The following is a 23,286-nucleotide window of genomic DNA, read 5'->3' as shown; positions in this document are numbered from 1 at the left end:
CAAGACAAAGCACAGCACCGATTGCCAAAATCACAGCGGTTGATCTTTGATAATGTCAATCGTTCCTTCCACGAAAGATGCGCATGCAATCTCACGGTAAGAGGTCAAGCAGCGAAGCATTTTGAAATAGGATATCCTGTTCCATGCCTGCCAGACCATTGCTGCCTGCAATTAGGCCTGCCGACTCAAGCGCTTGAATCACTTGCCCCTTCGCCGATTCGGAAAGCTGATCGCCTTGCAGGGACTGAATTCTATCCGTGACAAGTAAGGTGCAGCGGCTGGACAGGATGGCCCCATAAAGAGCAACTCCGAGTCCGCTTCCCATCTGACGAGCCACGTTGTTCATGCCGGATGCTATACCCGCTCGTTGCACCGGTACCGTTCCAATTGCCAGATTAGAGATGGGCGGGTTAACAGAGGATACCATCCACAGCCTGTTCAGTCCCCCTACGGTTCCCTTGGGAGCTTACCTTGTTAATCAACTGTAGTCTTCAATTCGTGATATTTTTCCTTCTTCAAATTGAAATACTGACTTCCCTTTTAGCCGCAGCTTGTTTCCCGTTTTTAACCCGTTCGGCAAATCAACGGCCAGTATCCCCTCATAATTAATGAATACTTCTATTTTGTCCTCTCTAACCCGATACTCCATGATGTTCTGACGACGGCTAGAGAAAGTCTTAATCGACTTTTCGGCCAGCTCTTTAAACGCTTGGATACCATAGGTCTCCACGTTAACCTCGCCATTCGCATAATTTCTGAACAGTATGTTCTGATGCAAGAGCTTAACCATTCCCGAGACATCAAACGAGTTATACGCTTCAACATAGTTCTCAATCATTTCTTTGGTCTTTGAACTCATCAAACGAATCCCCCCTTTCACTTGTACCATGTTGGCGTTGCCACAGCCGAGCATACAAGCCATTCGTTGAGAGTAATTCGTCATGACAGCCTAGCTCCACGATCCGCCCTTGATCCAATACAACAATTTGGTCGGCATGCTGCACGGTCTTGAGCCGGTGAGCAACTACGATGAGGGTTCGGCCTCGCACCAGTCGATCGATCGCGGTCTGAATCTCTGCTTCGTTCTCGGGATCGAGCGAAGCCGTTGCTTCATCGAGTAAAATGATCGGCGCATTTTTCAATATCGCCCTAGCAATGGAAATTCGTTGTTTTTCACCGCCCGACAGCGTGCTTCCGCCTTCGCCCACCATCGTGTCGTAACCGTTAGGCAGCTTCATGATAAAATCATGACAACAAGCAAGGCGCGCCGCTTCCTCGATTTCCTCGCACGTTGCATCACTCCGTCCGAACCCGATATTGCCTGCAATGGTATCCTGGAAGAGGTATACATCTTGAAACACCATCGATACTTTTCTGAGCAATGCTTCGGGATCCATGGCACGAACATCCTCCCCGCCCATCGTTACCATTCCGCGTTCCGGGTCGTAAAACCGAGCAACAAGCCGAAGAATGGTACTCTTGCCGCTGCCTGAAGGGCCGACCAATGCGGTAAAGGAGCCGGCCGGCATGCTCATGCTCACATCTCGCAAGATGGGTTGATCATGATAGCCAAACGTAACATGCTTCAATACGACAGCATGGCTCGCAGGTGGCTGCCGTTCTCCTTCCATAACCGGTTCCTTTAAAAGCTGAACGATGCGTTCCCCCGCCTGCTCCAAATAGCGAAATTCCGCATAACCGGCGAGCGCGGTTGTCAGTGGATCGAAAATGCGAGTTCCGATGATCAGGAAAGCTACGAATGTGATCACATGCAGGCTTCCTCCTGTCAGCAGATAAACGCCAGCCATGATCATCAGGGTCAGACCGGCACGTACACAGGTAATCGCGCTTAGTACAATCGGTCCGATCGTCCCTTCGAGACGGATGCTTTGCCGCATCAACTCCTTAAATGACTGTTCCAGCCGGACAAAGCGTTCTCCGGTCAAATTATAAGCTTTAATCACTCGGATTCCGTTCAAATATTCTTGCAGCCTACTGGAAGCATTCATCTTGGCTCTGATATGCTTCGAGCCGAGTTTGCGCTGAATGCCCGATGTCAAGAGCACCAGTAGAATGGCGACCGGCAGTGTCGCGAACAGAGCAAGCGCCAGACGCCAGTCGAGGAAAAACAAGCCAACCAGGGCGACAACTGGCATGACGGCGGAACCGATCATTTGCGGAACCAAGTGGGAAATGCCGTGTTCCAGCATCGAAAAATCGCCCACCATTCGATTGGCCAGATCGCCCGGATCTCGTTTGTTCAGGTATCCTAGCGACAGCTTGCGCATATGTTCGGCCAGCCGTGATCGTCCGTCCGCTGCCGCGCTGTAGGCATCGCGGTATTGGGCACGATAGGCGGGGATTTCGCAGGCCATCAAAAGAACGAGAGAAACCGCCAGAGCACCACACACAAACCAGAGCCGTACCGAATCGAATGACAGATCGGGATCCATAAACGGATTAAAGATCAATCTCGCCGCTTCTACCAACAGCACAAAAGGGATTAAGCCAGCCAGATTGGCCAAAGTCGTGTACAAAACAGGTTTGACGAGAGATCTCGGATTATCCGCGGTCATGTTGCGCAACATGCTCATGTTCATTATCCGCTCCCCCTTTGCCCAAATGCCATTGTGTCGCATGACAGTAAGAACGCCATATGCCTTCATACAAGCCGTTCGTTGAAAGGAGGGCTTCATGACTTCCCCGCTCGACGATTCTCCCGCTTTCCATCACAAGAATTTGCTGCGCATCCTGAATGGTGGACAGGCGATGGGCGATGACGATGACCGTCTTGTTGCTCATCAATGCTTTTAAAGCCAGCTGCATCTCATGCTCGTTCTCCGGATCGGCAAACGCCGTGGCTTCGTCAAGTACGAGAATGGGGGCCTTTTTCAGGATTGCCCTGGCTACACAAATCCTCTGCTCTTCCCCGCCGGACAAATAAACGCCGCCTTCTCCGATCAACGTGTCATACCCAAAGGGAAGGGTTTCGTCAATGAATGCATGACACTGCGCTGCTTTCGCCGCGGCATACACTTCTTCCGGCGACGCATCCGGGCGGCCGACCGCAATATTATTGTACACGGTGTCGTAAAATAGAAATGATTCCTGAAACACAAATGCGACGATGTCCATCAGGTCAGTCGACGCGATTTCACGGATATTCACATCACCAATGCGAATCGCCCCCCTATTCACATCCCAAAAACGAGGCACCAGATTGGCAATGGTCGTCTTGCCAGCTCCAGACGGGCCGACGAGTGCCGTCACTTCCCCTTGGCGAGCCGTAAAGGAAATGTCAGCAAGGACTTCCCTATCTTCAGGCTTCGTTCCATAAGAAAAAAATACACGATCGAATGAAACATCAAATGAAGTTGGCCGCACCGGGTGCTCAGGCTCTGATACATCTTCTTCCGCTAGTATGCGATCTACTCGACGGACCCCCTCATCGATATCTCTGAGCGTTTCAGCCAGAAACATGATTTTAAACATGGGGGTAGATATCCCTGGCGCCATAACAAGAAAAAACAGCAGAACGGAGGCAAAGGCAATGTTGCTTGGATCGCGGCTCATTAAAAACACGCCTGCGGGCAGAATAAATGCGGCAAGTGAACCGAGAATCACTTTGAAAATCAAGGATCCGTATTGAAATTGATCCGTTAATTTCAAACCGTAGTCACGGTAGTGAAGCATGTCCTGATAAAACTGACGAAACGACTGAACGGTTTGCCCAAACACCTTAATAGCCGGCATTCCCCGAACATACTGGACGGCAGAGGCATTCATCCGTTCCAGCGAATCATGGCAAAGCTTGAGGTTTTCCTTCGTCTTCGGTCCGCTGATCAGCGCGATCTGAACCGCAAACGCGAGAACAATCGGCACGAAGCATGCTAGAGCCAACCAAACGTTCAATGTAAACATCACAGCGATCATCAGAACCGTGGTTACAGCAGCATGGACAAGATCGGGCAAATGGTGAGCAATGAACGTTTCCACTTTCTCCACGTTCTGTTCCAGCGTTTTCTTGACGGAACCCGTCGACGTGCCATTCAGCCAGCCAAGCGGAAGCTTGCCAATATGGTTTGCCAGCTTGACCCTGAGGCCGTAAAGAATACGAAAAGCGGCGATATGAGAAACCATTCCCCCTGCATACATCGTGGCCAAGCCGGTTGTCAGGCCAATCAAAGCGATAACGCTAAAGCGGATCATTTTCGCTCCGTCTGCCAAAGCAGGGGATGCTGCGTGCTCCAATAGCTCTTGTAAAATAACAAAAACGGAAGCGTAAGGCACCAGCAAGCAAACGGCACTAAGCGAAGATAAAAGGGCCGAAACGATCAACAATCCGCGCTTCTCCCCGGCGATTTCCAATAGTCGGGCCATCCCCGTTTTATTTGTCATTGATCCTCTCCCCCTTCAAATGATTTGATGAGAATAACCTGTCACTCGACTTATTTCATCGAGTGACAGATTCATCTTTATCATGTATAAAAGCGGCCTATCTCCGCTAAATCACCAACAGTACCAACAATAGAACTGAATCGCATAGTTTGTCTCTGAACCGGCTCATAAGCTGGCCATGGGACGGAAACACCGGGATTGCCAGATTGAATAAATCCAATCCATGCCTTGCGCATAACCGTTGTTAAATCTCGAACAACTTCTGGATCTGCCCCTTGTAATATCGGTACATCCTTGTACGATTCGAAATTTCCAAATATAAACGGCAGTTCTATGCCATGGCACGCTTTAAAAGGAGAGCCAAGCGGCGCCCAATCAAACTGATATATCCAAGCACGAGAGTCGGCTTTATGAACTTCGTCTGCTAACCTCAAAGCAGGGAGCAGGAACAGATAGTCAGTAATCAAGTCAGATACTAGAGCGATTGTTGCACTACCGGGCCGCCGCAAGCGATATCGCTCAATGGCATGTTCATTCCCGGTCAAGGCAACGAAACGTTCATTAGCCAAATTCGGATCGAGATTCTTTACGTTCCCCAAAAGAATATTGGCTTCCTCTCGATTGGTTCCCAAAATGAGATCAATGCCTGCTTCGCCGGCACCTTTTGCAGCCAACTCAATAAAACGATCCGATGTGGAAAGAGAATCAAAAACAGGCATAAAAGGGAGAGAAATTTGACCAAAGCGTGCAATTTCCTGAGCCAATTTTCCCGAAGCTTGAATGATTTGGGCAGGTGATAAGGTATTTAATTGGGCGTTAATTTCTTGTGGATCCCTCTGACTCACATTCAAAATTTCTAACAGCCGGCTTCCATGCTCACATGCTTTTTCTTCTGACATTGGAGCAAGACTTGCGGGTGCGCTTTGAAGAATTGCTCTGCGGAAAAGACCTCGAGCCTCTCCTGTGGCCAATAAGCACATAATGGCATGGGCTCCCGCGGATTGCCCCATGATGGTGACTTGATCAGGATCGCCGCCAAAACACGTAATATGATCTTGAACCCATTGTAAAGCTGCGAGAATATCATAAATCCCCATTTTTCCATCGCTAACTCCTGGATAATGCAAGAATCCAAACGCGCCGAGTCGGTAATTAACACCTACGGTTACTAGATTTCCGTCCTTGGCAAGCTCCGCTCCATCGTACCAGTCCAGAGATCCAGCGCCGGTCATATAATGTCCTCCATGTACCCAAACGACAACAGGTCGTTTTTCCTGGTCGATGGCAGGGGTTGAGATTGTGAGCGATAGGCAATCTTCCCCCTGAGGCGGTTCAGAGGCTTCTCCGATGGCTTGACGTAATGGAGAAGGCGGTTGTGGTGCAATAAAGCCATGACTGCTTGCATCACGGGTGCCGGCCCAAGCAGATACGTGGCGCGGTCGAGAAAAGCGAAACTCCCCCTCTGGTGCGTCGGCATAAGGAACACCACGAAATTGAATGACATCATTCCTTCGAACCCCTTGAAGGGAGCCAAGAGAGGTTTGTGCGATACAAGAATCGTTTGTCATAGAAGTCAACTCCTTTTTTAAAATGGATCTAGACGTTTCGGCGAATCAGCGTTATTTGGGACTGAAGTCTCCTTTCACAACCGATGCTACGTTTCCTATATGAACGCAATATGAATGAATTGGATATAAATGTAATATTAGTTGGATATAAATGCAAAAAAAGGCGAGCGAGATCGTTCACCTTTTTTACCACATTTCCGATTGTTTGTCTGATTTACATAGCTGGCAGAAAAACGGTTACCGCCGTCCCCTTTCCTGGAGCGCTGTCGATCTCGACCCGTCCGCCGTGCAATTCAACAACTCGTTTTACGATTGCGAGTCCAAGCCCGCTCCCTTCCGCTTCACGGTTGCGCGATTTATCGGCCATAAAAAAACGTTCGAAGATGCGTTTTCGATCTTCCTCGACCATACCGATTCCGGTGTCACGTAAAATAACTTCGATTTCACCTTTTCCGGCCCGAAGCTCAATGAAGATGTCACCGCCCTCGGGTGTGAATTTGATGCTATTGCTGAACACATTGAGCCATACTTGGCTCAGCAGGTCTTCATCTGCATGAATTGCCGTTTTTGAAAGCTCCAGGTGAATATTTAAGCGTTTGGACGCCCATTGTGGCTCCGCAGCTACGACTATACGGCGAAGTTGACTATCAAGTCGAACAAGCGATGGATGGAAGGGCAGATGGTTAGAATCCATTGTCGTCAGTCGGAGCATGTTCTCGCTGAGTCGGGATAGTCGCATGCTTTCATGCCGAATGATGTTCAGACAGCGCTGTTGCTCGGCTTCTTCAAGCCCTCCCCTTTGCAAGATGGAGACAAAACCCGAAATGGACGCCAATGGTGTTTGAAGTTCGTGGGACACGTTGGAGACAAACTCCTGACGCATCTTTTCGACTTGGCTCATCTCAAAGGCCATTTGTTGAAATTGCTCCGACAATACACCCAATTCATCTTTGTTCTTTGTCTGAAGTTGGATGCTAAAGTCCCCCTTAGCCATTTTTCTGGTTGCAGCGGTCAATGCTTTCAAGGGCTTTACCACTACGCTAGTAAAAAGGATAAACTTGGTGTTAGCGATCGCAATTGTAATTGCGATAAAAACACCCAAAATCATATATAGCTGCGAATGATTAGTACCTTCCGGATGGATGACAAGTGCCAACTGTTCGTCCGGAGTTTGCAAAGGGAAACCCATTTGCAAGTTCGTCGGCAGAGGCAGAAAGGATGTTCGTCTCACGACTTCAGCGCCGTTCTGGATGCTGTGGATATCTTCGCCTGTCAGGTAGGATTTGTTTGTTTGACCATAAGCGTAGCGCAGCCCGTTCTTATCGTGTACCCATAAGCTTATCTTTTGCTTATCAGACAACTGCTTTAGAAAAGTATCACGTTCTCCTGGCGCCAATCGGGAAAAAGCATCGGATATCAACTCGTTTCGCATCGCATACTCTTGTTGGATGGATTGCGTAATCTGATCTTTAAACAAATAAATGGTTAATGGAATGGCGCCTCCGATCCCTATAGCCACAGCTACGAAAAAGAGCAATACCATTTTTAAATATAAGCTCTTAATCATAGCTTTCCGTCACTAACCTGTATCCGAGTCCGCGGACCGTTACAATACGAAAAAGGTGAGTATAAGTGGAAAATCGCTCCCGAAGCCGCTTAATATGAACATCGACCGTCCGCTCATCCCCTTCGTGGTCAAAGCCCCATATCGCTTCAATTAACTGGTCTCGCATAAAGATTTGTCCGGGATAACTCGCAAGTTGATATAATAGTTCGAATTCCTTAAGCGGCAAGTTCCAATTGATCTTTCCGTCCGAAATCGTCCCCCGAAGCCGATCCAGCTTGAGACTGCCCAATCTAACCATTTTATCGGCTGCAATCCGATACCGGCGCATTACCGCTTTGATTCGGGCCACCAGTTCCTGCGGGTCAAAAGGCTTTACCAGGTAATCATCTGCGCCTAGGCCGAATCCTTTCACCTTTTGACTTGTCTCATGCTTAGCTGTAATCATGATAATTGGCAGTTCGGGGTTCAAGCGCCGAAGTTCCTGGCACAAATCCCACCCATCCATGATTGGCATCATGATATCCAGCAAAACCAAATCCGGAGGAGCGCTCTCCATTTCAGCAAGCGCTTCCTTGCCGTTAACCGCCCCCCGGACCCGAAAACCTTCATGGTTCAAAACCATTGAAATCATTTCCCACATATGCGTATCGTCTTCAACTACGAGAACACTTGTCATTGCCTATGCCTCCTTAATAAGGTGTAAAGAAATTACGTAATCGGCTCTTTCATCCGAATAAGAGAGCAACGTAGCAGCGATTTTAACAAAAATAACCGATATTCTTTACGTTATGGAATACCGGTTTTTCATATTATATATTGTTTGATATAGTCCGTGTCGACTTCCATTATATTATCTTTTTTTCTTTTATCTACACATAGTGCTCTTATAATAAGTTTCGCAGCTTCGAAAAGATCTTCACAGTCTCCAGATAATGGTAGATAAATAACGCAATTTGACAAGCGTTAAATCGCCGATATCTATCCTCAACTGCATGTGGAGACCCGACCCATGCCACATCCCTTTGAAGAGCCCGATTTACCATCGTTGCCGAATCAATGTCAAGCCAAATGAGTAAGCCCAGTTGCCGCGAAGCTCCGGGTGGAGAAGAAACACGCATCGATAATGGCAACATCCCGATCCCCCACCTTGCACCTTTTCTCTGCGATTTCCTTATCGTTGTATGAATCCCAAAGAGCGGTTCGGCATCTACGGTTTCCGTCAGGTCCAAGTGGTTGCAATACGAGATTTCTGAATGAGGTGTAGTCAAAGCCTCACGATTTGAGTTCCCTTTGAATCATTCGTAACCATTTGCCACACAGTCATCCCAGTATCATATGAAGGGACTTTGTTGCTTTCAAAGGAGTAAGCCTGAAAGAAATTTAATATGGACATAGCCATTAATTCACAACGTCCAACATCTATGCATATCTGGATTACAGCACAAGTCATAAGCAATGCACTACAAACTCTAAGAATACAAAAAGCTCCTGAATCGTCTCAAGGACAAATTCAGGAGCTTATTCTTTGTTAAGATAATGCGGTCGAGAGGACTCGAACCTCCACGGGGGTTAGCCCACACGGACCTGAACCGTGCGCGTCTGCCAATTCCGCCACGACCGCGTATTTCGTTGCTGCAATGTTTTGCAGCAACGAAATATAATATATCATGAATCCATGAGCGAGTCAACCAAAAAATTCTATTATGATTTTTTGCAAATTATGCTCTTGCGACCCCCGTCTTGCGAGCGATTTGAATTAACGCTTCGCTAACGGCTATGCTCACTCGCTTGTCGAAGGCGTCCGGAACAATGTAATTTTCATTCCGCTCCTCATCGTTCACCAGTTCCGCAATGCCTTGAGCCGCAGCAAGCTTCATCTCATCGGTAATATTCCGTACTCTTGCATCCAGAGCCCCCCTGAAAATGCCTGGGAATACCAGTAGGTTATTGATCTGATTGGGGTAATCAGATCTGCCTGTGGCTACTATTCTTGCCCCACCTATTATAGCCTCCTCCGGCATTATCTCCGGCACGGGGTTGGCCAGAGCAAAGATAATGCAGTCGGAACTCATAGTCTGCACCATTTTCTTCGTCAACACGCCTTCCACCGACACCCCGATAAATACATCCTTGCCTTTAATAATATCTTCAAGGGTCCCTGTCTCAAAATCCCTGTTCGTAACTTTGGCGATTCTTTGCTGAGCCTCGTTCATGGAGCCAACGTATTCTGAAATAGCTCCGTTAATATCGCATAGCACCAGATGCCTTGCCCCCGCCGCAAGCAGCAACTTTGCAACAGCAATGCCCGATGCACCCGCGCCGTTGATCACGATGCGTATACTGTCCAAGGATTTATTAACAACCTTCATAGCGTTGTACAGACCCGCAAGCACGGCAACGGCCGTTCCGTGCTGGTCGTCATGATATACGGGAATATTTAGAGTTTCCTTCAGCTTATCCTCGATGTAGAAGCATTCAGGCGCCCTGATATCCTCCAGATGAATACCTCCGAAGCCGGGTGCGATCACTTGAATGGTTCTTACAATTTCATCCGGATCAAGGCTGTCGATACAGATCGGGAATGCATTCACGTTGCCAAACTTCTTCAGCAGCAGCGCCTTGCCTTCTATAACAGGCAATCCCCCCTCGGGGCCAATATTGCCAAGCCCCAGAACGGCTGTCCCATTGGTTACAATGGCTACGGTGCTGCCTTTAATCGTGTAGTCGTAGGCCTTTTCCTTGTCTTTGGCAATTTCTTTGCAAGGTTCTGCTACCCCCGGCGTATATGCCAGCTCCAGATCATGTTTGTTATTAAGCGGCATTTTAGTCGCAATTTCGAGCTTACCGTGTCTCACCCTATGTGCCTGTAATGCCTCTTCCTTTATGCTCATCGTCCCAACCCCCGGCATAAATTAATAGATCTGTGCGGCTCTTATTATTCCTTGTTCAACCTAATGGTTAACATGATGACCTATCTTCTCCCGAATTTGACAACGCTTACAAACAATCCCCTCCTACTTCATCAACTTAGGATTACCAACGATTCCTGTTACCCAATCATTTGTCTATCCCCAGTGTTAAAATTGTATTTCACCAGTGGACATTCATATAATAACATGCCCCGTCCTTTATGGGAATTGATAATGGCGGAATCTTGAAAATCCCATGGGAATAGGCATTGGCAAACTCAACTCTTTGTCCACCATGTTCTTATTATACGGACATCACTGTTCTATATATGCCTTTCCTGGATACTTATAATCCCTTTTTTCACCATGTAAAAAAGCCCACAAATTCCTTTTGATGGGGATTAGCGAGCTTCTACATTCTTTATATGGTGTGCGCCTCACCGAAATATCCCGGCAAGCCATCGACGTGAAACGTCACTTTGTTTGCCGGCATTATACCAATTAATAAAATATGCCCTTCAGTATCGAATGACCTGAAGAGCATTTTCTTTATGAATGTACCATTCGTTTAATTTAGATCAAGAGAATTACATGAGTACCTATGCTCCACTCACTAAGTAAAAGTTTTATTAAGACGATTCGCAGTATCTTTCTGAAACGGCATAACATGTCCATGGTATGGATAATATTGCACATCGCAGCTTCTTGTTGTTATCAATTCATACTTAATTCAGTTTAGCTACACTAACAGCAACCTGCTCGATTTGGCTGTTGCTCAAGGAACCGTCAGGGGAGCTAATCGTTACCGTCCGGTCGTCCAATTGGAAACCCAGCATCGGTATATCGGAAGGTGTATACCATTTCGCGACGACGCCATTCGCTAACTTGACTTCCCTGGATTCATAGTCGCTGGAATAATCCCGCGGTGACACATTCACCGTCATATGCTTAAAGATTAAATTAACTCCATCGCCCGTGGCTGCCGCTTTAACATAACTGTCGTTTGCGGTCATTTGCTTTGGAGCATAGGCTGCCTCAAAGGATTCGAAATTAGCGTAAGCCTGTTTGATCGCTTTAATCTGCCCTTCATTGTAATGGACAGCCGTCCATTCACCTGCTGGCTGGTTATCTCCGCCTTGAGTCGTTTCCAGGCGAATCTGCTGGCTGGCGGCATCAAACTGCACATTGATTCCAGCCATGTTGGAAATGACCCGCACCGGCAAATACGTCGTATTTTGATAGGTGATTGGCACCAGCTTTTTGCCGTTGCTGTCTGTTAAGGATTGAACGGCTCCGTTTACTTTAAAAGTAATGCCGTGATTCAGATAAGCGCTGATCTTCTCCAGCTTGCTTCCCGCATATACACCGGCGGCTCCGGATAAAGTCATACCCACTACGATGAGGGATAAAAGTGTTTTTTTCATTACGATCTCTCCTTTTTTCTTCTCTCTTAATCCGAACATAATTATTGTTTGAAATCGACAATATGGGTGACGACAAGCTTCTCTTTATCATCTACAGTAATACCCAGCCTTGCCCCAGAAGGGCTCCAGCTTAGCGGATACACCGGGAAATACGATAACCCTAGCGGCGACACCTTACCGGAGACAGTATCAAAAATATAGATCCCATTCATGCCGCTCTTGTCCTCGGTATAAACCGCAAAGGCCAGCTTGGAAGAATCGGGAGACCAGGATTGGTAGGACACCAAATCACCTTTGCCGATCTGCAAGCCTTGTACCTGACCCCTTGTATCGTAGATGAGCAGGCTCTCTTCTGCCTGACCGCCGCTTCTTGAAGTGGTGACGGCAATTCGCTGACTGTCAGGAGACAGGCTCAAAGTGGAGACATTCGCAGTTAGCAGGGTTGGCCGAGCTTGTGTGGGGGTGAAACTTTTCAGGCGGCTATTATTATCTGTGTAATAAATCCATCCATTCCCCACAGCAAATTGAGTAAAGAATTCTAGCTCGGAATCCTGCAACTCGATCTTTTCCCGGGTACCGTCTACAGAAATCTTCCATATCGCACCCAGGCCCTCCATCGAGCCGGCGGCAAGAATATAGGAATCGTTATTGAGCCAGCCGCCTGTCTCCAAATAATTGTCAATCGCCAGCAGCTCGTTCCGCTCCCCTGTAATTAAATTTTTGATCGCATTCACAGCCTCATATTTATTCTTCCAGGTCTGAATGAAGCTGTATTTTCCATCTGGCGATGGGAAGGATTTGATGACCTCCCCTTGGCTTGCTCCCGGTCGCCCCTCGATGCTCTGGCGCTGTCCTGTATCCAGATCAAAACGGAACCTACTGTAGCTAAATTGCGGTTCTTCTGTAGCAGTCGCCTGCTTCTCCAATGTGGTCACCTGGATCTCCAGTTCATGGTCTGACAACCATTTTTCTATATTTGCACCTTCAATCCGATGTATCCGCTGCACGGCAATTCCCTGCTCCGCAGGCGGTTTGCCCTCTTTGACTACCGTTAGTTCGCGTTTTCCTCCTCCCGTCTCGGTACCGGTGCGGCTTCCTTCATCGGGCGTGCTGCGAACCGGCGCCGTTTTGCCCTCCTGTGCTGTACTGCAACCCGATATAATGCCGGCTGACAGCAAGGTCGCAGCAAGCAGTCCGGCAATGTATTTCCTTCTGTTCATCTTCATCGAGGTCCTCCTGCTCAGTAATGTTGTTCAGACCCGGGCCGCTTGTTCCGGTTGGGTCTGCTTCATCTGCTGCAAGCTCCCCCATAGCCCTTAGTATAGAGAGACAATATTTCGTAAAAATATCTGGCTTGTAACGAACTTGTAAACAATCTTTAAATCGGTATTTGGGGTAAATCACGTCGAAAAGCCCGGATGATCTTATTCATTCCGAGCTTCGCCTTCGTTAGTTTGTGTATATTTTATTCCTTCCGAACCGGAAGCATGCAGTGGAAGTTCCACCGTGAACCGCGACCCGTCCGGTCCCGTCTCGGCAAGCTGTACCGTTCCCCCTTGCTTCTCAGCCAGATTGCGTACCAGAGGTAACCCAAGTCCTGTTCCACCGCTGGCTCTTGATCGGTCTTTGCTAACTGTATAGAACGGATCGAAAATACGCAGTACGGCTTCCTCCAAAATACCGATTCCTGTATCAGAAATTTCGATGACCATCCGCGGTGTCCCGTTTTCTGGTGCTGTAATGTAGTTAAGCAAGTGGACTTGTCCGCCTGGGCGGTTATATTTTACCGCGTTGTCCAGTAAATTAAGCATAATGTGCATCACGTTTTCTGGATCGGCCCATACCTCTCCTGCAGCAAGCGAAGTATGGATCGTGACCCCGCAGCTGTTCGCTTTTCCTTGCAGCCGAGCCACAGCTTCCTCCAGCAGAGGTCGCAGCGGAATCGCCTCCGCTTGAGTCTCAAACTCGTAAACATCCATCGCCGACAGCTGCAACGCTTTCTCTACAAGCCCATACAGCCGCTGTGCTTCCACATGGATACGCCTTCCGGCATCGTCCAACAGAGCGGGATCATCACGGTACATATTTAACAGATCGGCGTACGCAATGATCGAGGTTAACGGCGTTTTCAGCTCATGGCTAATATTGCCGATGAACTGCTTCTGCTGCTGCTCCAGCTCCCGCAGTCGTCCCACCGTATCAAGCAGCTTCTGCTTCTCTTCATGCAAAGCATCAACTGACGCAGAGATGTTTTGGCTCATTTCAAAGATTCCTTGGGCCAACTCTCCCAGCTCATCCTTTCTGATTACCGAAGGCGCCGATAGATAATCGCCTTGCCCGATTTGAGAGGCCGCCCTGTTCAACCGACTAATGACATTGACCTGGCGCCGCCCATAGACGTAACCGATCAGAAAACCGACCCCAAGCACAGTGGCCCCGGCCAGAAGAAACAACCGGCGAATTCGCGCATAAAAAGCATTTTGCTCAGCAAGCGAGGCATGGAACTGCACCGTGCCCAGACGCTGCTCGGCATTGTATAGCGGAGCAAGAAACAATAGCTGATCCCCTTCGGTAATGTACGCCGATTGCCCTTGGGCTGTAAAACGCAGTGCATCCTGCACGTCGGCCCGGGGCTGAAACGGCAGCGAGGTACCGGCAAAGGTGCCGTCCACCGTATACAGCGTCACTGCCATACCGCTTTGCGCTCCCAAATCCACGGCCAGCCGTTGACCTGTCTGCTTCATGAACTGGTCCGGCTGCATCCTGCCTCCGGTCAAATATTCCTCCCGCACATGCAAATTGGCGGCTTCTGCTTGCCGGGTAAAAGACTGCTCCAGCAGGGTTCGCTGGTTCTCCCGAATGCCGCTCAACACCAGCACGCTCAGGCAGGTCACGACAAACACGAGCAATAAAGCGAGCAGCAAAGAAATTTTCCCTTTCAGGCCTAGCCGAAATTTGCCGAGCATCTAGGGTAACTCCGTACTTTTATATCCGATTCCGTAAACGGTCTGAATGATGCCGTGGAGACTGCCCAGCTTTTTGCGCAGACGCTGTATATGGATGTCCACGGTGCGGGTGCCACCCGCAAAATCCGTATCCCATACCTTCTCCAGCAGCACTTCCCGTGAATAGACCCGTCCCGGATTGCGCATCAGCAAGACTAGCAGATCAAATTCCTTAGGCGTCAAATCAAGCAGTTCCCCTTGAATGGACACCGTGCGGCTAAATATCTCTGCAGTCAAATCCCCCAGTCTCAGTACATCCTCCTGCTCCTGCTGTATTTGCTGTGCATAACCTCCCCGGCGTGACAGAGCCTTAACTCGGGCCAGCAGCTCCCGCATATCAAAAGGTTTGGTCATGTAATCGTCAGCGCCCAGCTCCAGTCCCAGTACTTTGTCGACGATATCATCTTTGACCGTCAGCAATAGAATCGCCGGCCGAGGTTGTCCGTCAAGCTTGCGGCATACCTCATAACCGCTTACACGAGGCATCATGACATCGAGCACCATAACTGTAGGCCGGAACGTCTCCACCTTGTCCAGAGCCTCCTGACCGTCCGCGGCTATCTCCACCTCATAACCTTCCCTGCGCAGCGCATAAGCAACCGCCGATCGAATGCTGCTCTCGTCATCCACCACAAGTATTTTGATCATGAACATCTCCTTGCATGGTTTTGTACCAGTATTATATCAACAAGAAGAAACGGTTGCACCGTCCTTGATAAAGGATGGCCGATCAAGGCCGCCGGAACCAGATTACCCGTACCTGATACAGGTTCAGCATATATAATGATTTTCTATAAGGAGTCACTTCGAGAAGGAAAACCAACGGGAGGAATTAAAGAAAAGTCTCGGCATTGACACCAAATTTTAGTTCCAATATAATACTTGTCATATTTATCGCTTCGCATTTATTAAGAAAGGGGTGTTCAATCTATGAAGAAAAGATCTTTAACGTTTATATCTTCTGGATATGGATACTCTACCGCTGTTTTTTTCTAGAATTCATTTTCACGGGTGAAGTGTGTCCAAAAATGAATGAATAAAATAGCAGAACATTCTTATCTTGCGGAGGTGCTTTTTAAAATGGAAAATACCAAAATTACTCGGAAAAACCCTGAGGGTATGTATAGTCCGGTTGGCAACTACACTCATATTACCAAAATCCCGAGAAATTCTGAGCTGTATGTTACTTCTGGGCAAATTGGGGTAGACGAAAATGGCAACATCCCCGATAACATGAATGAACAAATCAAGAATACTTTTAATAATATCCAAAGCGTGTTGCAAGCTGAGGAGCTGACATCAGAGCATATTATCAAAGTAAATATATGGGCGACCCAAAAAATAGACTGGGCTTACCTAGATAAAAAATGGGAGCAACTATTTGATCATGATTATCCAGCGATGACGATCGGCTATGTTTCTGAATTAGGACTACCGGAAATTAAAATAGAAATTGAAGTATGGGCAGCTAAAGTTTAAATGAGACTTGAAACCCCTCACGTAAATGTAATATTTTACGTGAGGGGTTTTTATCAATAGGTAACGAAATTTTATAATTTAAGTGCGGTCAAAGGGGGACTTGATGCTATGATCCATTTATGGGTACCAGCAACCGCTTCCCGTCTCTAAAGGCTACGAGCTCTTTATAACCCATACGTTCAGCATCCGCTCTGGCCTGATCCAACAGCATCCCGATATCATCCGGAAAATGCGCGTCCGAGGACAAAGTAAGCGGAACCTTATATTCAGCAAGCACAGAGAGAAATAACGGACTCGGGCAGCTCTCCTCGATCGGGTAGCGGTAAGCAAGTCCAGTATTAATCTCGGTAATGACCCCGCTCTGCACCATTTCCTTCGCCAGCATTCGGTAATAAGGAAGCAGCTCCTTCTCGTCAACCGGCCGGAATCCGAATACTTTAAGGTTATCGGGATGGGCGATAATATGAAACAACCCGGACACGCAAGCCTGCCTCATCAGCTCGTAATAGTGCTTATAGGTTTGCACCGGGTCTCTACCCTCAAATTCATGCTGCGTCTCAGGATTGTCAAACCCCCATCCATCCAAAAAATGAACGGAACCTATAACGTAATCCCATTTGGACCCTGCGAGAATTTCCCTCAGTTCCTGTTCTCCACCCGGAAAAAAATCGGCTTCGATTCCCAGGGCAAGATCCGGTCTTGAGGCCTTTGCCTCCGTTACGAAGCGAACGAATTCGGGGAGCGACGCCACGCAAACCTGGTCCAGCCATGCTTGCTGCATTCTCCCGACAGGGCTGTCGTCCAGCAGCATATGTCTCTCATAATACGGCCGACATTCGCGAAACCGGTATAAATGATCTACTACGCCGAACTGTCCGATCCCTCTTTTACGCCCCGTATTCAGAAAGCGATCCAGCCATTCCTCATTATAGCAACCCTGCTGCATTCTGTGTGACAGGAGCTTGGTCATTTCCTCCCCATATTGCAGCGTATGATGACCTAATGAGGCATCCCGTTCAGGCTCCGTAGAAGCAAGCGCCTGCAAAGTGCGGGATAGCCAGCGCAGCGAATAGGGTCCCTCTTCCAGATGAAAATGCATATCTACCTTCACTCGTCATATCCCCCTTGATCTAATCCCATGCCAGCATGGCTTCCGAAGTATTAATCCCCAAATAATGGCACATTAACGGTGCCAAATGCAGCTGTGATATTGCCCATGTCTGATCCGGCATTAAGGAAGGCGAAGGCAACTCGCCAAACACATAAAGCGGAACATTCCGCTCTTCGGGCTCGGTTCCTCCATGATGACCCATCGCATTCATCCCATGATCGGCTGTGACCACCACCTGATATCCCTGTGATCTCCACACAGGAACCAAGGTTGCCAATATTCCGTCTGCAACACGTACAGAACCGGCATATTCCTTGCTTTCCCCTCCGTGCTTATGGCCAATGTCGTCGATATTCATAGAATGAATATATAAAAAATGCGGATCATAAGTCGATCTTAAATGTTCGGCATCTATAAACAGGTGACTGTCGGGATAGTGATCCTCGAAATAGAACATCCCGTGCTGAATCGGTCTGCTGTCATCATGCTGATGTCGATCTGCGACAGGGTTAAACGGAGCGATGTTATAAAGCTCGCTCACCCAATGATACGCTGCCGCAGCAGTCCTTAATCCGGCTTCACGCGCGAGATGGAACACGCTCTGTTCACGACTTAACCTTGCAATATGATTCGCCGTAATTCCGTTTCTCGCCACGTGCGTGCCAGTCAGCAGCACTTCGTACAACGGACGCGAGAGACTTGGCAGCTGGGATTGAACCCGATAGCAGTTCATTTCGCCTTGCTCAACAAGATGCTCCATATATCCCAAATATTTGCGGGCGGCATCGTATCTTAATCCATCCAGTACAACAACGATAAGCTTGGCTTCTGCTTGCAACATCCCTAATCCCCTCTTTTCTTAGCTTCAATCCAGCGGATACGGCAGCTTTTAAGCCCTTGCAGCCATTCCTTAGGCGGAGCAATATCGCTAACAATGGTATGAACTCTATGCATTGGCACAATTTCAATGAATCCTTCCTTATCCAGCTTGGAGCCGTCGGCCAATACGATAGTCTGGGAAGCTGCATCTATCATCCTGCGCGACATCCCGGTCTCGTTCGGATCATAGTCGCTGATGCCCCGTTTCAAGGACATGCCTCCAACAGAGATAAACGCTTTATCTACACGAAATTGGCAGAGAATTTGCTCTCCCAGCGTCCCGGACATGGATTGCTGCTCCGGATTCATTTCGCCTCCGACTACATAAATCTTCCCGGAGAACCTTCCGCTGTTCAAGGAGTCCATTAAATGATAAGCAACGGCAAGCGAGTTGGTCAGAATCGTCAGTCGCTCGCGTCCATGTATAGCCTTAGCCAGCTCAAGCGTCGTCGTTCCTACGTCAACCGCAATGGTATCGCCGGATTCAATAAGTTCCGCAGCCACGCGCCCGATCCGCTCCTTCTCTTCCGCATTCACCATTTGGCGCTGCAAATAGGGAGGCTCGAAGCTGGTCATTTTCGTCAGAACCGCTCCCCCGTATACCCGCTTGGCAAGGCCTTCCTTTTCCAGAAGTACAAGATCACGTCGAATCGTCTCCTCTGAGACAGTAAAATAAGTCGACAAGTCAGGAACCTTTACCTGACCCTGCTGCTTCAGTTGCTCGATAATCACTTTCTTACGCTGTTCGGATGAAATGGACAAATATTTTATGCTCCTTCCTTCTCTAAGTGCAGCAATTGAGCATGATCCAGGGCAAGATTCACGGGACTCCGCTCTTGAATTCTCAAGGATCGGCCATCATTAAGCGTATCTACTATCAGCCTTACACCGGCGGCATCGATGGCATATCGGATAATATTGCCGAGGATGGATATCGAATGGACAGTACCTTCTACGACTTGCTTACCTTCACGCGAAACTTCGCTTAATAAGTCCGGACTTACCAGTATTAGCGCTTCGGGTCGAATGGCGAAGCTCTCAGCCTCCCCATTGACCTTACCGAATAATCGCAATACCTCGGGACGAGTCAACACGTTATAGCTTCCCATAAACTGCGCAACAAACTCTGTGCGCGGAATCGCATACAGCTCTTCCGGAGTACCCTGCTGGACGATGCTTCCCTTATTCATCAGGCATACCCGGTCGGATAAGATCAACGCCTCCTCCTGGTCATGGGTCACAAAGATCGTAGTTATATTGAACTTCTTCTGAATCTCACGGATTTCCGTCCGCAGGTTTTTTCGAATTCTCGCATCCAAAGCACTAAGTGGCTCATCCAACAGAAGAACCTTAGGCTGAACTGCAAGTGAACGTGCAAGCGCGACGCGCTGCTGTTGACCACCCGACAGTTGCTGAGGATACGCGTCCCGTTTTTCTCCAAGATCAATAAGCTCCAGCAGTTCAGCCGATCTTTTACGTCTTGCTTCCTTGGAGACTCCTCTCATTTTCATTCCGTACTCTATATTTTCACTGACCGACAAATTCGGAAACAAGGCGTAGGATTGAAATACCATGCCGATCTCGCGGCTGCGGGGTGGCAGGTTTACAATGTCCTTGCTATCGAGTAAAATATGTCCGCCATCCAGATCCGTCAGGCCGGCGATACAGCGCAGCAGCGTACTTTTTCCACAGCCGGATGGACCCAGCAGCGTAACAAGTTCTCCCTCACGAATATCCAAATTGACATTATGAAGCACCGTGGTATCCCCGAATTGCTTGCGGATACCTTCAAGTCTCAAATATGGTTTCATCCTGATATCCCCTTATTCACTTTTTTGCCAAGCTTCATTAGGATCATAGACAGCACCAGAATAAACAAAAAGTAGGAAATCGCAATGGCGCTAGCCAGATGTCCGCTTTCGTTGACCCTTTGATACAAATAAACCTGAATCGTCTGAATATGCCCGCCAACCAACATGTTTGTTAGAACAAATTCACCAAATAATACGGAGAAAGATAACAAGGTAGATGTGATAATCCCTGGCCAAATATTGGGTACAATTACGGTTGTAAATGCCTTCAATCGACTGGCACCTAACATTTCAGCCGAATTAACCAGTTCAACGGCAGACACCGTTAACAGACTGTTGCGAATCCCCTGGTACATGTAAGGCAATATAATAATGAAGTACGCGCCGATCAAAATATACGCTGTACCTGCAATAGGAATCGGCCCAGAGGAATAGGCCCGAATCAGCCCTACCGCTGCAACGACGCCGGGTACGGCATAAGGAAGGACAACGATTCCCTTCATGAACCTCTCCAGCCCGGGCAGATAGACAGTAATAATAAACACGGCTGGCAGCATCACGGCGAGGCTCAGCGCCACACTAATGATACAGAGATATAGCGAGGTCCACAGGGCCTCCATAAACCTGACGTCCTGAAGCATTTCCTTGAACCATGCCAACGTCCAGCTCTCCGGTAAGATCGTTGCCTGCCACTCCTTCGCGAACGCATAAATAAACGTAGCAAGCAAAGGAAGAAGCAAATAAACCATCAAGATTAGCATTAGTGACAGATGCCCCCAGCCTGCCTTCTTTCTATGGGTCTCCATTACAGTTCCTCCTTCACTGCCGAGGACTTCAGCTTGGTAAATATTCGTAAGCTCCTGGTATTGTTTGAGGTAAATCCGGATTGAAGCATCTTGGATCGCTGTGTCATTTTATGATTAAGATACACCGCTAGCAGCGTCGATAAAGCCAATATAACTGCGAGTGCATTGCCTAGCTGTGGTTCATTGACCACGTCTCCTGCGACCAATGATCCTATCCGGACTGCAAGCAAATTGTAATTTCCGCCAACCAGGGCATAGGCAGTTGCATATGCTCCCATCCCGTTAGCGAACAAAATTCCCAATGTACCGAAAACAGCAGGCGTCAGAATAGGCAATCCGATCGTTCTCCAAAACTGCCATTTGCTTGCACCTAACAGGGAAGCCGCCTCCTTCCACTGCTCCCGGATCCCGTAAAAGGAAGGGTACAATAGCAATAAAGCAAGGGGCACCTGAAAGTACACGTAAACCAACACAAGTCCTGCCCAGCTATATAAATTGAAATCGGCGAACACGCTCCAGCCCCACTGCTTAAAGAGCAACGTAAATACCCCATTGCTGCCAAGCAGAATAATATAAGCAAACGCAAGCGGAACACCAGCAAAATTCGACGTCATATTAGACAGCATTAACAACCGATCCCGCATCCTTGGCGAGAATCGAGTAATCGAATAAGCACAAATCAGCCCGGCTACAATCCCAATCACACTGGAAAAAATGGAAATCAGCAAACTGTTCTTAATAGCTTTCAAATAAAATTCGCTATGGATAATCCGTGAATAATAATCAAGCGTAAAACCTGAACCGTTCCCTTGACTAATGCTTCCCGTCAACATTGACAGGATTGGAGCTAATTGAAACAGCACGATCATCACTACAAAAGGAACTAACCCTAGTAAGAACCATCGATTACTACGCTTCACGCCCTCACTCTCCTTCTTGTAAAAAAGGGGCGTCGTTCATCAGATGACGAAGACGCCCCACCTTTTAGGCATGCTCATTAATTCATATGAACAAGTACGCGTTCCTGCCAAAGCTGCGGAAGAGTCTTCGCGGTTTCTTCCCACACCTTGTAATCGTTAACCGGCTTCACGTTGGTATAGGCCTCTGCTGGTAAAAGCTTGGCGGCTACCTCGTCAGGAAGCTGTACGCTGTTGCGGATCGGTCTTGCATAACCTTTAGCCAGGTTAATCTGGCCATCGTCGCTTAGAATATATTCGCGGGCAAGCTTGGCGGCATTCGGATGGGGAGCATATTTATTAATGATCGTTGCATAGCCGCTTACAACGCTGCCCTCTTTAGGTATAGCTACGCTAAATTTATCCGCACCCAATTGATCCTTGTAGTTGAGAGCGTTAAAGTCCCATAGCAATGTAACTTGAACCTCGCCCTTCTCTATGTTAGCCAGTGAAGCTTCTGCATTGGACAGACGCCCCTTCTTCGCAAGCTCTTCAAAGTAAGCTATTCCCGGTTCGATGTTCGATTCATCGCCGCCATAAGCCATTGCGGCCGCTAATACAGCCATTTGCGCTTGCGCTGCCTTTGTTACATCGCCAACAATGATTTTATAGTCGCCGTTCTTGAGATCCTCCCAGCTTTGCGGAGCTGATTGAACAAGCTGTGTATTCGTAAAGATTGAGATAGAGCCCTGGTAGCCGACTAGCCAGTGGCCCTCGCTATCCTTAGCCCAGTCGGGAATTTCATCCCAATAGGAGGTTTTATAGGGTTGCGTGACCCCCTTATCAATCGCTACCGATCCGAAGGCTATACCTACATCACCGATGTCGGCAGTAGGCTTGTCCTTCTCCGCCTCGAATTTGGCGATTTCCTCCGCGCTCGACATATCTGTATCTGTGTGTGTAAGAGAGTATTTGCTCTTAAGATCCTCCCATGTCCCCTTCCAGTTCGCCCAGGAATCCGGCATGCCGACGCTTACGACAGCGCCTTCTTCCTTCGCCTTTACTTCCAGATCAGTCACTGAAATTTCTTCCGTTGCAGGAGTAGCGCTCGCGTTTCCGCTTGTAGTTGCTTCTTTGCTGTCCGAACCTCCACAAGCTGCCAGCATTAAAACAAATAAGCTTAGAACAAGACCCAATGCTAATTCTTTTTTTAACCAAGGTTTCATGTTTTTATCGCACTCCCTGTGAATTAATGTGGGTTCATGATATATTTGCGTTGTTTTCAACCCTCTTAAAGTATAGAAACTGACTGTTTGCGCGGGATTAACTGAAGGGGTTAAATTTATTAATTGCCGGTAAAAGTAGCTGGTTTTGTACGGGTAGCATAAAAAGAGTGTTAAAAGAGAGGCGCTGGAATGCTGAAACCGCAGCAT

20 protein-coding genes and 1 tRNA gene are annotated in these 23,286 nt (G+C 48.1%); 1 reads left to right on the top strand and 20 read right to left on the bottom strand.

The window, feature by feature from the left end; genetic code table 11:
• Positions 1-91: 91 nt before the first annotated feature.
• The 13 genes from DMN77_RS17950 to DMN77_RS17890 all read right to left on the bottom strand — a co-directional run bounded on the left by DMN77_RS17950 (position 92) and on the right by DMN77_RS17890 (position 15,519).
• Positions 92-346, bottom strand: a complete 255-nt coding sequence (locus DMN77_RS17950; RefSeq protein WP_179015878.1) for a hypothetical protein — start codon at positions 344-346, stop codon at positions 92-94.
• Between the two features lie 132 nt (positions 347-478).
• Complete coding sequence (locus DMN77_RS17945) at positions 479-859, bottom strand: nuclear transport factor 2 family protein (protein ID WP_068780470.1); 381 nt, start codon at positions 857-859, stop codon at positions 479-481.
• Positions 831-2,594, bottom strand: a complete 1,764-nt coding sequence (locus DMN77_RS17940; protein WP_179015902.1) for an ABC transporter ATP-binding protein — start codon at positions 2,592-2,594, stop codon at positions 831-833. The genes DMN77_RS17945 and DMN77_RS17940 overlap by 29 nt, the downstream gene beginning before the upstream one ends.
• Positions 2,563-4,398: an ABC transporter ATP-binding protein gene (locus DMN77_RS17935; protein ID WP_179015876.1), complete on the bottom strand. Its 1,836-nt coding sequence runs from the start codon at positions 4,396-4,398 to the stop codon at positions 2,563-2,565. Before DMN77_RS17935 ends, DMN77_RS17940 begins: the two co-directional genes overlap by 32 nt.
• Positions 4,399-4,478: 80 nt before the next feature.
• Positions 4,479-5,966: a carboxylesterase/lipase family protein gene (locus DMN77_RS17930; RefSeq protein WP_179015875.1), complete on the bottom strand. Its 1,488-nt coding sequence runs from the start codon at positions 5,964-5,966 to the stop codon at positions 4,479-4,481.
• Positions 5,967-6,180: 214 nt separating this feature from the next.
• Positions 6,181-7,533, bottom strand: coding sequence for a HAMP domain-containing sensor histidine kinase (locus tag DMN77_RS17925; protein WP_179015874.1), 1,353 nt, complete (start codon positions 7,531-7,533; stop codon positions 6,181-6,183).
• Positions 7,526-8,209, bottom strand: a complete 684-nt coding sequence (locus DMN77_RS17920; RefSeq protein WP_068780466.1) for a response regulator transcription factor — start codon at positions 8,207-8,209, stop codon at positions 7,526-7,528. Before DMN77_RS17920 ends, DMN77_RS17925 begins: the two co-directional genes overlap by 8 nt.
• 861 nt (positions 8,210-9,070) lie before the next feature.
• A tRNA-Leu gene (locus tag DMN77_RS17915) sits at positions 9,071-9,154 on the bottom strand.
• A 97-nt stretch (positions 9,155-9,251) separates the two neighbouring features.
• A complete protein-coding gene (locus tag DMN77_RS17910) occupies positions 9,252-10,424 on the bottom strand; it encodes an NAD(P)-dependent malic enzyme (protein ID WP_068780465.1) in 1,173 nt (390 codons plus the stop codon).
• 743 nt (positions 10,425-11,167) lie between these two features.
• Complete coding sequence (locus DMN77_RS17905) at positions 11,168-11,866, bottom strand: stalk domain-containing protein (protein ID WP_179015873.1); 699 nt, start codon at positions 11,864-11,866, stop codon at positions 11,168-11,170.
• Between the two features lie 41 nt (positions 11,867-11,907).
• Entirely contained in the window at positions 11,908-13,092 is a 1,185-nt protein-coding gene (locus DMN77_RS17900) for a TolB family protein (protein ID WP_179015872.1), read from the bottom strand.
• Positions 13,093-13,290: 198 nt separating this feature from the next.
• Complete coding sequence (locus DMN77_RS17895) at positions 13,291-14,832, bottom strand: sensor histidine kinase (protein WP_179015871.1); 1,542 nt, start codon at positions 14,830-14,832, stop codon at positions 13,291-13,293.
• Positions 14,833-15,519 (bottom strand): response regulator transcription factor, encoded by a 687-nt coding sequence (locus tag DMN77_RS17890; protein ID WP_179015870.1) that lies wholly within the window; start codon positions 15,517-15,519, stop codon positions 14,833-14,835. It lies immediately after the preceding gene.
• A gap of 432 nt (positions 15,520-15,951) precedes the next feature.
• Between DMN77_RS17890 and DMN77_RS17885 the strand changes: the two genes are divergently transcribed.
• On the top strand, positions 15,952-16,350 hold the full coding sequence (locus DMN77_RS17885; RefSeq protein WP_068780460.1) for a RidA family protein: 399 nt from the start codon (positions 15,952-15,954) through the stop codon (positions 16,348-16,350).
• A gap of 106 nt (positions 16,351-16,456) precedes the next feature.
• Here the strand turns inward: DMN77_RS17885 and DMN77_RS17880 are convergent, their stop codons facing one another.
• The 7 genes from DMN77_RS17880 to DMN77_RS17850 all read right to left on the bottom strand — a co-directional run bounded on the left by DMN77_RS17880 (position 16,457) and on the right by DMN77_RS17850 (position 23,079).
• Positions 16,457-17,461, bottom strand: a complete 1,005-nt coding sequence (locus DMN77_RS17880) for a PHP domain-containing protein (protein WP_179015869.1) — start codon at positions 17,459-17,461, stop codon at positions 16,457-16,459.
• A gap of 19 nt (positions 17,462-17,480) precedes the next feature.
• Positions 17,481-18,302, bottom strand: a complete 822-nt coding sequence (locus DMN77_RS17875) for an alkaline phosphatase family protein (protein ID WP_068780458.1) — start codon at positions 18,300-18,302, stop codon at positions 17,481-17,483.
• 2 nt (positions 18,303-18,304) lie between these two features.
• Positions 18,305-19,102, bottom strand: coding sequence for a DeoR/GlpR family DNA-binding transcription regulator (locus DMN77_RS17870; RefSeq protein WP_068780457.1), 798 nt, complete (start codon positions 19,100-19,102; stop codon positions 18,305-18,307).
• 5 nt (positions 19,103-19,107) lie between these two features.
• Positions 19,108-20,151 carry an ABC transporter ATP-binding protein gene (locus tag DMN77_RS17865; protein WP_179015868.1) on the bottom strand — a complete coding sequence of 348 codons (1,044 nt, stop codon included), beginning with the start codon at positions 20,149-20,151 and terminating at the stop codon, positions 19,108-19,110.
• Positions 20,148-20,957 (bottom strand): ABC transporter permease, encoded by an 810-nt coding sequence (locus DMN77_RS17860; protein ID WP_179015867.1) that lies wholly within the window; start codon positions 20,955-20,957, stop codon positions 20,148-20,150. Before DMN77_RS17860 ends, DMN77_RS17865 begins: the two co-directional genes overlap by 4 nt.
• Positions 20,957-21,877 carry an ABC transporter permease gene (locus DMN77_RS17855; protein WP_068780454.1) on the bottom strand — a complete coding sequence of 307 codons (921 nt, stop codon included), beginning with the start codon at positions 21,875-21,877 and terminating at the stop codon, positions 20,957-20,959. The genes DMN77_RS17860 and DMN77_RS17855 overlap by 1 nt, the downstream gene beginning before the upstream one ends.
• A gap of 77 nt (positions 21,878-21,954) precedes the next feature.
• On the bottom strand, positions 21,955-23,079 hold the full coding sequence (locus DMN77_RS17850; protein WP_179015866.1) for an ABC transporter substrate-binding protein: 1,125 nt from the start codon (positions 23,077-23,079) through the stop codon (positions 21,955-21,957).
• Positions 23,080-23,286: the final 207 nt, after the last annotated feature.

Source organism: Paenibacillus sp. 79R4, from assembly GCF_013393165.1.
In the GTDB taxonomy this organism is placed as follows: Bacteria; Bacillota; Bacilli; order Paenibacillales; family Paenibacillaceae; genus Fontibacillus.
Note: the sequence above shows the minus strand (reverse complement) of the source record. Positions and strands in the feature narration are given on the sequence as shown.

What these genes read in the sequence shown, in the direction of transcription:
- DMN77_RS17950 (WP_179015878.1), bottom strand. Translation starts at nt 346, where the DNA reads ATGAACAACGTGGCTCGTCAGATGGGAAGCGGACTCGGAGTTGCTCTT.
- DMN77_RS17945 (WP_068780470.1), bottom strand. Translation starts at nt 859, where the DNA reads ATGAGTTCAAAGACCAAAGAAATGATTGAGAACTATGTTGAAGCGTAT.
- DMN77_RS17940 (WP_179015902.1), bottom strand. Translation starts at nt 2,594, where the DNA reads ATGAGCATGTTGCGCAACATGACCGCGGATAATCCGAGATCTCTCGTC.
- DMN77_RS17935 (WP_179015876.1), bottom strand. Translation starts at nt 4,398, where the DNA reads ATGACAAATAAAACGGGGATGGCCCGACTATTGGAAATCGCCGGGGAG.
- DMN77_RS17930 (WP_179015875.1), bottom strand. Translation starts at nt 5,966, where the DNA reads ATGACAAACGATTCTTGTATCGCACAAACCTCTCTTGGCTCCCTTCAA.
- DMN77_RS17925 (WP_179015874.1), bottom strand. Translation starts at nt 7,533, where the DNA reads ATGATTAAGAGCTTATATTTAAAAATGGTATTGCTCTTTTTCGTAGCT.
- DMN77_RS17920 (WP_068780466.1), bottom strand. Translation starts at nt 8,209, where the DNA reads ATGACAAGTGTTCTCGTAGTTGAAGACGATACGCATATGTGGGAAATG.
- DMN77_RS17910 (WP_068780465.1), bottom strand. Translation starts at nt 10,424, where the DNA reads ATGAGCATAAAGGAAGAGGCATTACAGGCACATAGGGTGAGACACGGT.
- DMN77_RS17905 (WP_179015873.1), bottom strand. Translation starts at nt 11,866, where the DNA reads ATGAAAAAAACACTTTTATCCCTCATCGTAGTGGGTATGACTTTATCC.
- DMN77_RS17900 (WP_179015872.1), bottom strand. Translation starts at nt 13,092, where the DNA reads ATGAAGATGAACAGAAGGAAATACATTGCCGGACTGCTTGCTGCGACC.
- DMN77_RS17895 (WP_179015871.1), bottom strand. Translation starts at nt 14,832, where the DNA reads ATGCTCGGCAAATTTCGGCTAGGCCTGAAAGGGAAAATTTCTTTGCTG.
- DMN77_RS17890 (WP_179015870.1), bottom strand. Translation starts at nt 15,519, where the DNA reads ATGATCAAAATACTTGTGGTGGATGACGAGAGCAGCATTCGATCGGCG.
- DMN77_RS17885 (WP_068780460.1), top strand. Translation starts at nt 15,952, where the DNA reads ATGGAAAATACCAAAATTACTCGGAAAAACCCTGAGGGTATGTATAGT.
- DMN77_RS17875 (WP_068780458.1), bottom strand. Translation starts at nt 18,302, where the DNA reads ATGTTGCAAGCAGAAGCCAAGCTTATCGTTGTTGTACTGGATGGATTA.
- DMN77_RS17865 (WP_179015868.1), bottom strand. Translation starts at nt 20,151, where the DNA reads ATGAAACCATATTTGAGACTTGAAGGTATCCGCAAGCAATTCGGGGAT.
- DMN77_RS17860 (WP_179015867.1), bottom strand. Translation starts at nt 20,957, where the DNA reads ATGGAGACCCATAGAAAGAAGGCAGGCTGGGGGCATCTGTCACTAATG.
- DMN77_RS17850 (WP_179015866.1), bottom strand. Translation starts at nt 23,079, where the DNA reads ATGAAACCTTGGTTAAAAAAAGAATTAGCATTGGGTCTTGTTCTAAGC.